Here is a 13,154-nt window from a genome sequence, read left to right as displayed (position 1 = left end):
GAACGGTGTAAGTGATTGATATTCCGTTCGTGGTGAGCCTGTCGAACCATGAACGGAATCCGGAAAACGACTTTTTACGACTTCATCAACCTTTGACGGGCATTTCTTTTCCGGAAGCCTGGACAAAGGGGACCAACTCTTTCAGCAACGCCGCGAAACGTTCTGGTTTCAGGGACTGCGGTCCATCGGACAGGGCTTTTTCCGGGTGGGGATGGACCTCGATCATCAGTCCGTCGGCGCCGGCAGCAACCGCCGCTCGGGCCATGGCCGGCACATAGGGCCAGCTTCCCACGGCATGGCTGGGGTCGATGAGGATCGGCAGGTGACTCATCCGCTTGAGGACGGGAATGCAGCTCAGGTCCAGGGTGTTCCGGGTGGCCGTTTCAAAGGTCCGGATTCCCCGTTCGCAGAGGATTACCTCTTCATTGCCTTCGGAGAGGATATATTCGGCGGACATGAGAAATTCTTTCAGGGTTGTGGCCAGCCCCCGTTTCAGCAGGACCGGCTTGGCGGTCTGCCCGACCTCTTTTAAAAGAGCGAAGTTCTGGATGTTCCGGGTCCCGACCTGGATAATGTCGGTGTAACGGGCGACGAGATCAAGGTCCCGGGGGTTGAGGACTTCCGTGATAATGGGGAGACCCGTCTCGTCCCGGGCGGCGGCCAGGAGTTTCAACCCGTCCTCCCCCAGCCCCTGGAAAGAATAGGGGGAGGTGCGCGGTTTGAAGGCACCTCCCCGGAAGACACTGGCGCCGGCCGCTTTGACGGCACGGGCCGTCTCCAGGATCTGTTCTTGTGTTTCTACCGAACAAGGGCCGGCAATGATCATCAGTTCACGGCCCCCGATCTCCGCTCCTCGTACGGAAATGACGGTTCTCTCTTTTTTGACTTCCAGACTCGCCAGTTTGTAGGGTTTGAGGATCGGGACGAGTTCCTCGACGCCGGACATGGTTTCAATGACCTGTAGGCGCGCCTTCTCCCGTTCGTCTCCGATGGCGCCGATCACATTCCGTTCGACGCCGTGAATTACGTGGGGGGTGTACCCCAATTCTTCGATCTTTTGAATGACTTTTTCGAGATGTTCCGGTGTGGCATCCGACTGCATGACAATGATCATGGTCTACTCCTTCAAAAGGGGTCAAGTCTGCTCTTGGCTTTTGCATTGCCTTTTCTTAAGGCTTCTCCTTCAGGAACAGGACGACCGAACTCCTGTAAGGCCCTGGGGGGAAAGTGCGAGACGCAGATACTGGCCGGTATAAGATCCCGTCTCCTCCATCACTTCCTCCGGTGTCCCCCGGGCAATGACCCGCCCGCCTGAGTCTCCGCCCTCCGGGCCGAGATCGATAATATGGTCGGCCGATTTGATCACATCGAGGTTGTGTTCAATGATGACGATTGTATTCCCTGCATCGACGAGCCGGTTTAAAACATCGAGCAGTTTCTGGATGTCGGCAAAGTGGAGCCCTGTTGTCGGCTCGTCCAGGATATAGAGGGTTTTCCCTGTGTTTTTTTTGGACAACTCCTTCGATAGTTTCACCCGTTGTGCCTCTCCTCCGGAGAGGGTGGTCGCCGACTGGCCGAGATGAATATATTCGAGTCCGACGTCATAGAGGGTCTGGAGTTTCCGCTGGATTGCGGGAATCGGCTCGAAGAAGCGGAGTGCCTGAGAAACACTCATCTCGAGGACCTCGGCGATGTTCTTCCCCTTGTAACGGATATCGAGGGTTTCCCGATTATAGCGTTTCCCTTTACAGATGTCACATGCCACATAAATATCGGGGAGAAAGTGCATCTCTATTTTGATCAGACCGTCCCCCTGGCAGGCCTCGCATCGTCCTCCCTTTACATTGAAACTGAATCGTCCCGCCTTGTACCCCCGCATGCGTGCCTCCGGCACCTGGGCGAAGAGATTTCGTATATCGGTGAAGACCCCGGTATAGGTCGCGGGATTCGAGCGGGGCGTTCGGCCGATGGGGGACTGATCGACGTCGATGACCTTGTCGATCTTTTCGATCCCCCGGATATGTTTTACGGCGCCGGCCTTGGTTCCGGTCCGGTAGAGGCGCTGTGCCAGGGCCTTGTAGAGAATCTCGATGACGAGGGTACTCTTGCCGGAACCGGAAACACCGGTGACGCAGGTCAAAAGGCCGATCGGAATCTCTACGTTGATTCCCTTCAGGTTGTTTTCACTCGCCCCGACAAGGGTGATGACGCCCCGCCGGGCCGTCCGTCTCTGTAACGGTGTGGGGATGGTCAGATCCCGAGAGAGGTAACGGCCGGTGAGGGAGCGGGAAGATGCCATGATTTCTTCGGGGGTTCCCTGTGCAATGACTTCTCCACCCTGTTCTCCGGCACCGGGACCCATATCGACGACGTGGTCGGAGGCGAGAATGGTCTCTTCGTCGTGTTCAACGACAAGTACAGTGTTGCCGAGGTCGCGAAGGCGCATCAGGGTTGTAAGAAGCCGTCGGTTGTCTTTCTGGTGGAGACCGATGGAAGGTTCATCGAGGATATAGAGGACACCCACGAGGGAGGAACCGATCTGTGTGGCCAGTCGGATCCGCTGTCCCTCTCCGCCCGACAGGGTTGCTGCGGTACGGTTCAGTGTAAGATAATCGAGACCGACACTTTTGAGAAACCCAAGGCGTTCCCGGATTTCCTTGAGGATGCGCTGTGCGATCTCCGCGTCCCTGGCCGGGAGTTCAAGGAGACGAAAAAAGTGTTCCGCCTCCTTGATCGACATCGATGTGACTTCCGCGATATTGAGATCTCCCACCTGGAAGGAGAGGCTCTCTTTCTTCAGGCGGGTGCCCCGGCAGGCAGGACAGGGGGTGACCCCCATGAAACTTTCGATCTCTTCCCGGACGTAAGGGGAGTCGGTCTCGTGATAGCGTCGCTCCAGGTTGTTGATGATCCCCTCGAAGGGACGGGTATAGGTATAACGGTCGCTTTTCCCCTCCAACTGGAACCGGATCTCTTCGCTGCCGGACCCGTAGAGCAGCACCTTCCGGATTTCCTCCGGAAGATCCCGGTAGGGGGTATTGATATCGAAGTGATAATGGCGGGCCAGGGAGGAGATGACCTGATGGGCATGGAAGGAACTTCGCCGCTGCCAGGGTTTCAGCGCCCCCTCCCGCAGGGAGAGGTGAGTGTTTGGGACGACCCGTTCCGGATCGAGGTGCATCAGGGTGCCGATTCCCCCGCACTGTTCGCAGGCACCGTGGGGACTATTGAAGGAGAAGAGGGGCGGATCGATATCGGGATAGCTGACCCCGCAATCTATGCAGGCCAGCCGTTCGGAAAAGAGGAGTTCTTCTCCGCCGATGACGTCGATGAGGACGATTCCCTCGGCATGTTTCAGTGCCAGTTCGATGGAGTCGGCCAGCCGCCGGCTGATTTCCGGCTTGATGGCCAGCCGGTCGATGACAATTTCGATGGTATGTTTCTTTTTCTTATCGAGAACGATCTCCTCGGAGAGATCGTGCATCTTGCCGTCGACCCGGACCCGGATGAAACCGTCCTTTCGCATTCGCAGGAAGTCCTTCCGGTATTCCCCCTTCCGGCCCCGGACCACAGGGGCGAGGATCTGAATCCGGCTCTTCTCCGGCAGGGTGAGGATCTGGTCCACGATCTGGGAAACGGTCTGAGAGGTGATCGGTTTTCCGCATTTATAGCAATGAGGTTTGCCGACCCGGGCGAAGAGGAGGCGGAGATAGTCGTAGATCTCCGTGACCGTCGCGACCGTGGAACGGGGATTACGGCTGGTGGTCTTTTGCTCGATGGAGATGGCCGGTGACAGCCCCTCGATCAGGTCTACGTCCGGTTTTTCCATCTGCTCAAGGAACTGGCGGGCATAAGCCGACAGGGATTCCACATATCGCCGCTGCCCTTCCGCATAGATGGTGTCAAAGGCGAGGGAGGATTTTCCCGACCCGGAGAGGCCGGTGATTACGATGAGCTTATCCCGCGGGATCGTTAGATCAATATTTTTCAGATTGTGTTCCCGGGCACCCCGTATTTCGATACAATTCTGTTTCATACGTTTTCCTGAAAAGCAAACTGAAAAGGTATTTATAATAGCAGACTGGTTCTGCGAAGTAAATCCGTAAGATGAAAAAAAAAACGGTATCCGGTGAGGACCAGAGCATTTCAGGAATTCTCCCGGTTGTGGTATAATTAAATAAAGTCATGACATAAAGAGGAATCGCACGATGACGGAACCTGACGATCAACTCCCGGCCCCGGAACGGAAGGTCTACGTTCTCGATACCAATGTTCTGCTTTACGATCCGGCATCCCTCTTCTCCTTTCAAGAGAACGATGTGGTCATTCCGGTGGTGGTGATCGAGGAGATGGACAACTTCAAGAAAGATCTCAATGAAACGGGGCGGAACGCCCGGATGGTCTCCCGGAAATTAGATGAGCTCAGGATGCACAAGGGGCTTTCCCAGGGGGTGCAGCTCGAGGGGGGCGGGATGCTCCGTGTCTATGTCGAGAAAAAGGTATTCGACCTGCTGCCGCCGGAACTCCATATTTCCAAAGCGGATAACCGGATTCTCTCCGTGGCCCTGTCCCTCAAACAGGCGGACAACAAACAGGAGGTGGTTCTTGTCACCAAGGATACGAACATGCGGATCAAGGCAAACGCTTTCGGAATCCGTGCGGAGGACTATACCACAAATAAGATCGAGATCAGCGAAGTCTTTACTGGTTGCGCTCGTCATGAAGTGACGACGGAGGTGATCGATTCCCTGTTCCGAGAAAAGGAGATTGCCTGGGAGGCGGATAGACTGTCACCCAACGAGTTTGTTCATCTTCTGGATCAGAGTTCTCCTTCTCATTCCGCTCTTGCCCGGTTTCATTCCGACAAAAACGTTTTGAAACCGTTGCGAAGATATCCGGGCGGGGTGTGGGGGATCCGTCCTCTGAACAAGGAGCAGAAGTTTGCTCTTGAACTCCTGATGGATCCATCCGTACGATTGGTGAGCCTCATCGGCATCGCCGGCACCGGCAAGACCCTCCTGGCCCTGGCCGCCGGGCTGGAGCAAACCCTGGAGCAGGATGCCTACCAGCGGCTGGTTGCCTGCCGTCCCGTCCTTCCGATGGGCCGGGACCTAGGTTATCTGCCGGGAGATATCGAAGAGAAACTGCGTCCCTGGATGCAGCCGATCTTCGACAACATGGAACTCCTGATGAGCTCTTCCGGCAGTCCCGATGAAGATCTGAAGTGGAATCTCAAGGAGTTGCAGGAAAGGGATCTCCTGCAGATGGAACCATTGACCTATATCCGGGGCCGGAGTCTCCATCATCAGTACCTCATTGTCGATGAGGCCCAGAACCTGACTCCGCATGAGATCAAGACCGTGGTGAGTCGGGCCGGACACGGCACCAAGGTCATTCTCACCGGGGACCCATACCAGATCGACAATCCCTATGTCGACTCTTCCAGTAATGGCCTGACCTATGCGGTGGAACGGTTCAAAAACGTGCCTCTGGCAGGTCACGTGACCCTGATGAAAGGGGAGAGATCGGAACTGGCGGAATTGGCGGCAAAAGTTCTATGAGAAGGTTTTTTTCTTGATTTATCAGGGGCTTTTCTCTATACTGAAAAAGATGGAGTTCGGCATTTTTGGCCTTATTGGGCATTTTGATTAATATATGGTTTCTTTTCTTGTCATTTCCTTCGTTGGTCTCTTTGTTCTGCTGATTCCCGAGTACGCTTATGCCTGGGGGCCGGCAACTCATATCTATTACGGGATGGAAGTTCTGAAGGATCTCTCTGTCCTTTCTCCCGTGGTGGCCTCGATCCTGAAGGAATTTCCGTATGATTTTCTCTACGGCTGTATCAGCGCCGACATTACCGTGGGCAAGAAGTATGTGGAATACCGCAAGCACTGCCATAACTGGAATGTCGGTTTCCGGATTTTACACGAAGCCCATGACCTGTCGCAAAAGGCTTTCGCCCTCGGTTACCTGAGCCATCTTGCCGCCGATACGGTTGCGCATAACTTTTTTGTCCCCGGCCGGATGATCCGTTCTTATTCGAAAAAGCCGATGGGGCATACCTACTGGGAGATCCGGGCGGACAGCCTGGTGGGGCAAAAATACTGGCAGGAAGGAGGGCGGATCAGTAAGAAGGTGCAGCAAAGACATGATCCCCTGATTCGAAATATCATTGAACGAACACTTTTCTCCTTTGAAGTGAACAAGACTATCTTCAACAGTATTCTCATGATTCACCGCTTCAAGCATTGGCGCAGGATGGTCCGGAAGATCGGTGCCCGTTCCCGGTGGGTACTGGGACTTGAGGATATTGAAAAGTATCATCACCTTTCCAAACTGTCCATCCTTGATCTTCTGATCTCGATGCAGGACGCCGAATGTTACAAACTGGATCCCACGGGACGAGCCAACTTCAAGCGAGCCCGTGAACTCCGGAAAAGCCTGCGCCGTATTGCACCCCGCAGCCGGTTGAATGAAGAGACCTACCATGCGGTGGTTCGGCAATTACCGGTCCAGGTGCCCCCCCTCTACTGATTTTATCGTTTCTCTTGCAGGGCCTCGTAAACCTTTCCCACCATCTCCGCCCCCGGCTTCAGCGTTTTTTCCCCTTCGGTCCAGCGGGCCGGGCAGGCCTCATCGGAATGTTTCGAAGCGTAGATGTTGGCCTTCAGCTTCCGTAACAATTCATCGACGTTCCGTCCGATGTTGAAGTAGTTGATCTCCGAGGCGAGGAGAACCCCGTCGGGGTTGATGATGAAGGTGCCTCGCAGAGCGAGCCCCTTTGATGCATCATAGACGCCGAACAGCCGGGAAACGGTTCCCGTAGGGTCGGCCGCCATGGTGAATTTTGCTTTTTCCAGGAGTTTTTCATCCCGCTGCCAGGCGAGGTGAACGAACTGAGTATCGGTACTGACGGTGATCAGCTCGGTGCCTGCTTCCTGAAACTGCTCGTGCCGATCTGCCAGATCGGCCATCTCCGTGGCTCAGACGAAGGTAAAATCAGCAGGGTAAAAGAAGAGAACCGTCCACTTTCCTGCCTTCTTCTGGGCGTCTAATGAGGTTGTTCCGAAACTGAGTTTTCCCGGTTCAAAGGTCTCCATCTGAAAATCCGGTACGTTCTGCCCTAACTGCAATCCGCAGCAATCGCTTCCTTCCATGGTATTTCCTCCTTACTTTTTTACATTATCGGATGGATGACTCTTCCCTGGTCCGAAACCAGTATAGACGCAACTTGTTCTTTTGGCAAATGGAGGGAAATATTGTAAGAAAAAATAAGACAGGTTTCATCCCACCCGAAAAGGCGGCAAAACGGCAAAAGACTGCTATCGAGGAAAAGACTTTTTCAGCTGGAGGTATGGTTTTTCATGCAATATTCGACGACGTGATCCACAATCTCCTGCGGGGAATTGCATACCTTGATGAGAGTCATATCCTTTCCGGAGATGTTTTCTTCCTTCAGGAGTTTGTCGTGAAAGAACCGGATCATGGACTCCCAGTAGTCATCGTTGTAGAGGACGATGGGAAATTGCTCGATTTTGTCGGTCTGGACGAGGGTGAGGGCTTCGAAAAGTTCATCCAGGGTTCCAAAACCGCCGGGAAAGATGACAAAGGCGGTGGAGTACTTGATGAACATCAGCTTCCGGACGAAGAAGTAACGGAAGTCAAGAGTAATATCCTGGTAGGGGTTCGCCGTTTGCTCGAAGGGAAGCTGGATGTTGCATCCCACGGAAACCCCTTTTCCTTCCTGGGCGCCCCGGTTGGCCGCTTCCATGATTCCGGGACCGCCCCCGGTAATAATCGGAAATCCGTTTTCCGCCATGAGCCGGGCTGTCTCCCGAGCTGCCTGATAGTAGGGGTCTTTCTCCGGGGTTCGCGCTGAACCGAAAAAGGAGACGGAACCGTGGATGTCGTGAAGAGAGTCGAACCCTTCCACGACTTCTCCCAGAATCCGGAGGGCCCGCCAGGGATCTTTGGCGGTAAAGTCGGGCCGTTCCTTCCTGCCCGGGGTTCGGAGAAGTTCGAGATCCTCATGGATCAGTTTTTTGCTCTTTTTTTTCATGGGTTCCCCAATCAATATCTTGAAGAGACTTTTGTGCCCGGATTACATGTTCACCTTTGGCAGGTTGGCCAGGGCCGCCTTGATTTTTGCCTCCGGGTATTCAAAGTCGACCAGCTTTCCGGAGAAGTAGTTGTCATAGGCGCTCATGTCGAAATGGCCGTGACCGGAAAAGTTGAAGAGGATGACCTTCTTCTCTCCCGTCTTTTTTGCATCCAAGGCTTCATCCATGGCAGCCCGGATAGCGTGGGAAGTCTCGGGGGCCGGGACGATCCCTTCGGAGCGGGCAAAAGTGATCGCCGCCTCGAAGCAGGCCGTCTGGGGATAGGCTTTGGCCTCGATAACCCCGGCATCGACGAGCTGGCAGAGGAGAGGCGAATCTCCGTGATAGCGAAGGCCACCTGCATGGATCCCCGGAGGAACAAAATCGTGTCCCAGAGTATGCATCTTCACCACCGGTGCCATGCGGGCCGTATCGCCGTAATCGAAGGTATAAGGACCTTTGGTAAGGGTGGGGCAGCTTGATGGTTCGGCGCCCAAGAGCCGGACCTTCTTTCCTGCGGCTTTGTCTGCGACAAAGGGGAAAGACATCCCCGCAAAATTGGAACCTCCTCCCACACAGCCGATCACCACGTCGGGATATTCTCCGGCGATTTCCATCTGTTTTTTAGCCTCCAGGCCGAGGATGGTCTGGTGCAGGCAGACGTGATTCAGAACACTCCCCAAGGCATAATGGGCTTCGGGGTCGGTGGCGGCACGCTCCACGGCTTCGCTGATGGCGATACCGAGAGAACCCGGATTGTCCGGGTCCTTTTCAAGAAGCTGCCTGCCGTAGTTGGTCTGGTCCGAGGGACTGGCAAAGACCTTGGCGCCCCAGGTTTGGATCAGCGACCTGCGATAAGGTTTCTGCTGGTAACTTACCTTGACCATAAAGACCTGAAGTTCGACATTAAAGAAGTTGCAGGCCATGGAGAGGGCTGAGCCCCATTGCCCGGCGCCCGTTTCGGTGACGATCCGTTTGGTCCCCTCCATTTTGTTGTAGTAGGCCTGGGGAACGGCGGTATTTGGTTTGTGACTGCCGGCGGGGGAGACACTTTCGTTCTTGAAGTAGATATGAGCCGGGGTATCGAGGACCTTTTCCAGCCGGGTGGCCCGAACCAGGGGTGACGGCCGCCAGAGAGTATAGATTTCCCGAACTTCCTCGGGGATATCGATCCAGCGTTCGGAGCTGACCTCCTGTCCGATAAGACTCATCGGGAACAGGGGCGTTAGGTCGTCGGGAGTGACCGGTTGCAGCGTAGCCGGGTGGAGTACGGGTGTCGGCGGTCCCGGGAGATCGGGGATGACGTTGTACCACTGTTTCGGGGCGTCACTTGCCTTGAGGATGATCTGTTTTTCCATGGTCATTCTCCCCTGGAGAAAAGGTTGTATCCGAATGCCGCTAAAAGGACTTTCCAAGAGCGGGCATTGGCGTCGGATGATAAATCGTGGAAGGTACTATAAATATAAACTAACAAGTCAGGGGAAAAAAGTCAAACAAACTTGTCGATGAGGGATCGTAACTGGAACATTGCCCTGTTTGAGTGGTTTTGTGGTGAAGCCGGAGGGGGTGTCATTCCCGAAAAGGGAGGGCCCCTCTTCGGGAATGACGGTTTTCGATCCTTTTCTATCTGTGCTGATGATCATGTTTTTGCCGATAGATCCCCCGGTTGGAACGGTTCAGGTCGTGATGGAGTTTGCATCGTTCCTTTTTTGTCAGAACACCGTCCGACTTCATCCGATGTTCTTCTTTCCGGATCCGGACCTGCTGCCGCTCCAGGCTGATCGTCTCCCGTGGTGTCAGGGCGCCGCTTTTGGCGCCGCTCATGATCCGGTGCTGCTGACGCCGCTGCCGTTTGTTGACGCCGGGATCGTGTATGCTTCCGGCAAAGGCGGTCCCGGTGATGAGAAGCGCTGCAAGGGATGTGCTGATGGAGAGCTTGATCGTTCTTTGCATGGTGACCTCCTTGTGAATGGTTGCTCTTTAACAGGTTAGAGTCCTGCGGCAGCAAAAAGGTTTACGGTAAAAAAAAGTTGCTTTTTCTTCTCCTTCCTGTAAACCTTTTCCTGCGATGGGGCTCTAATTCATATATGGACGTGGGCATGGCGCAGGCGGAAAAAATTCCCGATGTCACAATTCTCGATCGGTGCCGGTCCGGTGATGAGTCCGCCTTTACTCTTCTGGTCGAGCGGCATGCTAAAGATGCTTTTGCTCTGGCCTACCGTATGACAGGCAGCGTAGAGGACGCCGAGGATCTTTCTCAGGAGGCCTTCATCGTGGTCTTTCGGAAACTCTCGACCTTTCGGGGAGAGAGCCGGTTTTCCACCTGGCTCTACCGGATCGTTCTCAACCTTTGCCGGCGCCACGACCGGAGGCAGCGGCTTCGGGCTGCTCTTTCCTTTTCCCGGGGAGATGAGGAGAAGGAGATCGAACCCCGGACGGAGGTAACCCCCGAAAGTCGCCTTGTTGCGGTCGAAACGGGACGGGCGGCCCTGGCGGTATTGGAAGGCCTTCCGTCGAAACAGCGGGAGGTTTTTGTTCTACGCCATTTTCAGGGATTGAAGATCCGGGAGATCGCAGAGATCCTCACCTGTGCCGAGGGGACGGTGAAAGCCCACCTCTTCCGGGCCGTACATCGTGTCAAGAAGGAACTGGAGGAAAAAGAATGAAGTGCAGGACGGGAAAGAGGTTGCCCCTTTATTACTACGGGGAATTGGACGAGGCGGAAAAGAGGCGGATCGAAAGCCATCTGCAGAACTGTGAAAGATGCAGTGCCGCCTGGGGGCGGTTGAAAAACAAACTGGATGGGCTACGTTGTGATCCGCCGGAGATACCCGAGGGATATTGGCAGGAGTATCGAAGATCTGTTCGAAGGAAGATTGGGAACTCCTTTCGACGCTCCTTCCTCTTTTCCCGTCCCCTTCTGCAGGGAGTCATGGCGGTGATGGTGTTGCTTGCCGTGGCAACGGCGGGGTTCCACTATTATCGTGGACGGCAGGACCGCATCATGTTGTTTCAGAACTATGAGCTGATCAGCAAACTCGATCTGTTGGAAGATTTCGATCTCCTCCGGTCTCTGAAAGAGGTGGAGAATTTGTGAAGTTTCTCATGATTGTTATACTCCTTGCCGTGGGATTCCTCACGAGAGGGGAGGCGGTCGTCGCTGCCGGAAAAATTGCCTCAGCATTCTTCTCCGGAAGAACAGCGGGATGGAGAGAATCGATGAAAAAGTTTAGACTGGGACTGGTCATTCTCATGGGGGTTTTTCTGATAATGACGATATCGGCTCATGCTGATGAAAAAAAAGGGCCTTCCGAACTGCTGGAGCGGTGGGAACAGATCTCTCCTGCCGAACGGAAGGTCATCCGGGAACGCTACCGGGTGTGGAAGAAACTTTCTCCCGAGGAGAAACGGTTTATTCGGAACAACTACCGGCGATTTAAAAAACTTTCACCGGAGCAGCGGCGGAAGCTTGTGAGACGGTTTCGGCAATTCCAAAAGCTTTCCGGTCCGGAGAAACGGCGGATCCTGGCAAACCTGAAACGATTCCGGGCGCTCCCTCCGGAGCGTCGGCGGCATCTGCGGCAACTTTTTCGCCGGTGGCAGCGTCTCTCTCCGGAGGAGAGGCGGATCTTCCGGGAGCGCATTCGGCAGAAGGCCGGGAAATAAAATCAACGGCGGGAAGTGGTTCCCGCGGAGATTGCAAAAAGAAAAAAAGCCGTCCTTTTCAGAAGGACGGCTTTTTTTCGTGTGATGATCATGCGAAGCTTTTCCATCTACTCTGCTATTGGTTCCAGGTCAACTGAAGAGGTCTTTTCGCCATCGGTTTTTTTTGTAGAGCTGAAACGCAACTGGCCCGTATAGATCGGGATCGCAAATTTCAACATCAATGTATAGAGGAGAGCACCGAAGGCCCAGATGCCTACGGTAATGAGAATTTCTATGTGGGTTGGGGAGTAGTTATATATTTCCCCTAAGGTTCCGGGGACAAATCCCGGGATGACAAGTCCCATCCCCTTCTCAATATAAATCCCGATGATGATGAAAACGCATCCTGCGTTGAGTGTCAGCATATTTTCCCGGGTTTTCGGATTCAAGAATAGAATCAATGCGATGACATTCAGAATGGTTGCCCACCAGATCCATGGAACAAGCCCGTTGTTTCCTTTTAAACCGAAATAGAGATACTGAATCGAAGCAACGTCTACGGTCCCGGAGTAAAACTCCTTGAAGAGTTCCGCAATTTCGAGAAAGAGATTAATGCACATGGCATAGGCGATCAGTTCGGCAATTTTGAAAATGGCTTTATCCTTGACTTCAATGCGTGAGACCTTGCGGATGATCTGAAAAAGAATCAGCATCAGGGCCGGACCGGAGCAGAAGGCCGAGGCGAGAAAGCGCGGAGCCAGGATTGAGGCATTCCAGAAGGGGCGAGAGGGAAGACCGTTGTAGAGAAATGCGGTGACGGTGTGGATCCCGACCGCCCAGGGAATAGAGAGAATGATCAACGGTTTGATGAATTGAAGGTTATATTCTTTTCCGAGAGAAAGCTTGTACAGAACATACAGGACAATCGTCGCATTGATGAAGAGATAGCCGGATAGAACGATGACATCCCAAGCCAGGAGGGAGCTGGGAAAGTTCATGGCCCCCACGAAGGGAAGAAGATGCCAGAGCCGTTCCGGATGTCCCATGTCGACCATAACGAAGAGAATGCAGAGAATGACCGCCGTGACGGCCAGCATCTCGCCCAGGAGGGTAATTTCCTTGATGGCCTTGAAGTTGTAGATGTACGCGGGGACGACGAGTACAACGGCGGCGGCCGCCACTCCGACGAGGTATGTAAAATTGGAGATGTACAACCCCCAGGAGACAGGATCCCGCATTGCGGTGACAATCAGACCGTCATGAATCTGCTCTGCATAGGCGGCCATCCCTGCAATCACGAAGAAACTCAGGAATGCAATCCATAGATAGTAGTTCCGATCACCGATCAGAATCTGCTTCATCGCCTTGAAAAAGTTCCGTATCATCTCAATCATCTTTTCTCCCCTATCG

12 protein-coding genes are annotated in these 13,154 nt (G+C 54.1%); 5 read left to right on the top strand and 7 right to left on the bottom strand.

The window, feature by feature from the left end; translation table 11 throughout:
• Window positions 1–85: 85 nt before the first annotated feature.
• Window positions 86–1,114 (bottom strand): 3-deoxy-7-phosphoheptulonate synthase, encoded by a 1,029-nt coding sequence (gene aroF, locus GXP58_01755; GenBank protein ID NOY52328.1) that lies wholly within the window; start codon window positions 1,112–1,114, stop codon window positions 86–88.
• A 69-nt stretch (window positions 1,115–1,183) separates the two neighbouring features.
• The gene (uvrA, locus tag GXP58_01750) at window positions 1,184–4,036 is read right to left on the bottom strand and encodes an excinuclease ABC subunit UvrA (GenBank protein NOY52327.1); all 2,853 of its coding nucleotides are present in this window, start codon (window positions 4,034–4,036) and stop codon (window positions 1,184–1,186) included.
• Between the two features lie 172 nt (window positions 4,037–4,208).
• On the opposite strand from uvrA, the gene GXP58_01745 reads away from it, so the two are divergent.
• Both GXP58_01745 and GXP58_01740 read left to right on the top strand, forming a co-directional pair.
• Window positions 4,209–5,561, top strand: coding sequence for a PhoH family protein (locus tag GXP58_01745; GenBank protein ID NOY52326.1), 1,353 nt, complete (start codon window positions 4,209–4,211; stop codon window positions 5,559–5,561).
• A gap of 94 nt (window positions 5,562–5,655) precedes the next feature.
• Window positions 5,656–6,534, top strand: a complete 879-nt coding sequence (locus GXP58_01740) for a zinc dependent phospholipase C family protein (protein ID NOY52325.1) — start codon at window positions 5,656–5,658, stop codon at window positions 6,532–6,534.
• Window positions 6,535–6,536: 2 nt separating this feature from the next.
• Here the strand turns inward: GXP58_01740 and GXP58_01735 are convergent, their stop codons facing one another.
• The 4 genes from GXP58_01735 to GXP58_01720 form a co-directional block, all read right to left on the bottom strand.
• Complete coding sequence (locus GXP58_01735) at window positions 6,537–7,157, bottom strand: peroxiredoxin (protein NOY52324.1); 621 nt, start codon at window positions 7,155–7,157, stop codon at window positions 6,537–6,539.
• A gap of 185 nt (window positions 7,158–7,342) precedes the next feature.
• Entirely contained in the window at window positions 7,343–8,059 is a 717-nt protein-coding gene (locus GXP58_01730; GenBank protein ID NOY52323.1) for a TIGR00730 family Rossman fold protein, read from the bottom strand.
• A gap of 42 nt (window positions 8,060–8,101) precedes the next feature.
• On the bottom strand, window positions 8,102–9,457 hold the full coding sequence (locus tag GXP58_01725) for a TrpB-like pyridoxal phosphate-dependent enzyme (GenBank protein NOY52322.1): 1,356 nt from the start codon (window positions 9,455–9,457) through the stop codon (window positions 8,102–8,104).
• Window positions 9,458–9,722: 265 nt separating this feature from the next.
• Window positions 9,723–10,052: a hypothetical protein gene (locus GXP58_01720; protein NOY52321.1), complete on the bottom strand. Its 330-nt coding sequence runs from the start codon at window positions 10,050–10,052 to the stop codon at window positions 9,723–9,725.
• A gap of 146 nt (window positions 10,053–10,198) precedes the next feature.
• Here GXP58_01720 and GXP58_01715 point away from each other — a divergent pair, with 146 nt between their 5' ends.
• The 3 genes from GXP58_01715 (at window position 10,199) to GXP58_01705 (ending at window position 11,765) form a co-directional block, all read left to right on the top strand.
• Window positions 10,199–10,765, top strand: a complete 567-nt coding sequence (locus GXP58_01715) for an RNA polymerase sigma factor (protein NOY52320.1) — start codon at window positions 10,199–10,201, stop codon at window positions 10,763–10,765.
• Window positions 10,762–11,196 carry a hypothetical protein gene (locus tag GXP58_01710; protein ID NOY52319.1) on the top strand — a complete coding sequence of 145 codons (435 nt, stop codon included), beginning with the start codon at window positions 10,762–10,764 and terminating at the stop codon, window positions 11,194–11,196. Before GXP58_01715 ends, GXP58_01710 begins: the two co-directional genes overlap by 4 nt.
• 122 nt (window positions 11,197–11,318) lie before the next feature.
• The gene (locus tag GXP58_01705; GenBank protein ID NOY52318.1) at window positions 11,319–11,765 is read left to right on the top strand and encodes a DUF3106 domain-containing protein; all 447 of its coding nucleotides are present in this window, start codon (window positions 11,319–11,321) and stop codon (window positions 11,763–11,765) included.
• Window positions 11,766–11,872: 107 nt separating this feature from the next.
• Here GXP58_01705 and nrfD read toward each other — a convergent pair whose 3' ends face one another.
• Complete coding sequence (gene nrfD, locus GXP58_01700) at window positions 11,873–13,129, bottom strand: polysulfide reductase NrfD (GenBank protein NOY52317.1); 1,257 nt, start codon at window positions 13,127–13,129, stop codon at window positions 11,873–11,875.
• Window positions 13,130–13,154 lie beyond the last annotated feature (25 nt).

It is taken from the genome of Deltaproteobacteria bacterium, from assembly GCA_013151235.1.
Taxonomy (GTDB): Bacteria; CG2-30-53-67; CG2-30-53-67; order CG2-30-53-67; family CG2-30-53-67; genus JAADIO01.
The sequence above is the reverse complement of the archived record's forward strand: the minus strand, read 5'-3'. Positions and strand labels throughout refer to the sequence as shown.

Coding starts and splice junctions, on each gene's coding strand:
- aroF (NOY52328.1), bottom strand. CDS start 1,114: ATGATCATTGTCATGCAGTCGGATGCCACACCGGAACATCTCGAAAAA.
- uvrA (NOY52327.1), bottom strand. CDS start 4,036: ATGAAACAGAATTGTATCGAAATACGGGGTGCCCGGGAACACAATCTG.
- GXP58_01745 (NOY52326.1), top strand. CDS start 4,209: ATGACGGAACCTGACGATCAACTCCCGGCCCCGGAACGGAAGGTCTAC.
- GXP58_01740 (NOY52325.1), top strand. CDS start 5,656: ATGGTTTCTTTTCTTGTCATTTCCTTCGTTGGTCTCTTTGTTCTGCTG.
- GXP58_01730 (NOY52323.1), bottom strand. CDS start 8,059: ATGAAAAAAAAGAGCAAAAAACTGATCCATGAGGATCTCGAACTTCTC.
- GXP58_01725 (NOY52322.1), bottom strand. CDS start 9,457: ATGGAAAAACAGATCATCCTCAAGGCAAGTGACGCCCCGAAACAGTGG.
- GXP58_01720 (NOY52321.1), bottom strand. CDS start 10,052: ATGCAAAGAACGATCAAGCTCTCCATCAGCACATCCCTTGCAGCGCTT.
- GXP58_01715 (NOY52320.1), top strand. CDS start 10,199: ATGGCGCAGGCGGAAAAAATTCCCGATGTCACAATTCTCGATCGGTGC.
- GXP58_01710 (NOY52319.1), top strand. CDS start 10,762: ATGAAGTGCAGGACGGGAAAGAGGTTGCCCCTTTATTACTACGGGGAA.
- GXP58_01705 (NOY52318.1), top strand. CDS start 11,319: ATGAAAAAGTTTAGACTGGGACTGGTCATTCTCATGGGGGTTTTTCTG.
- nrfD (NOY52317.1), bottom strand. CDS start 13,129: ATGATACGGAACTTTTTCAAGGCGATGAAGCAGATTCTGATCGGTGAT.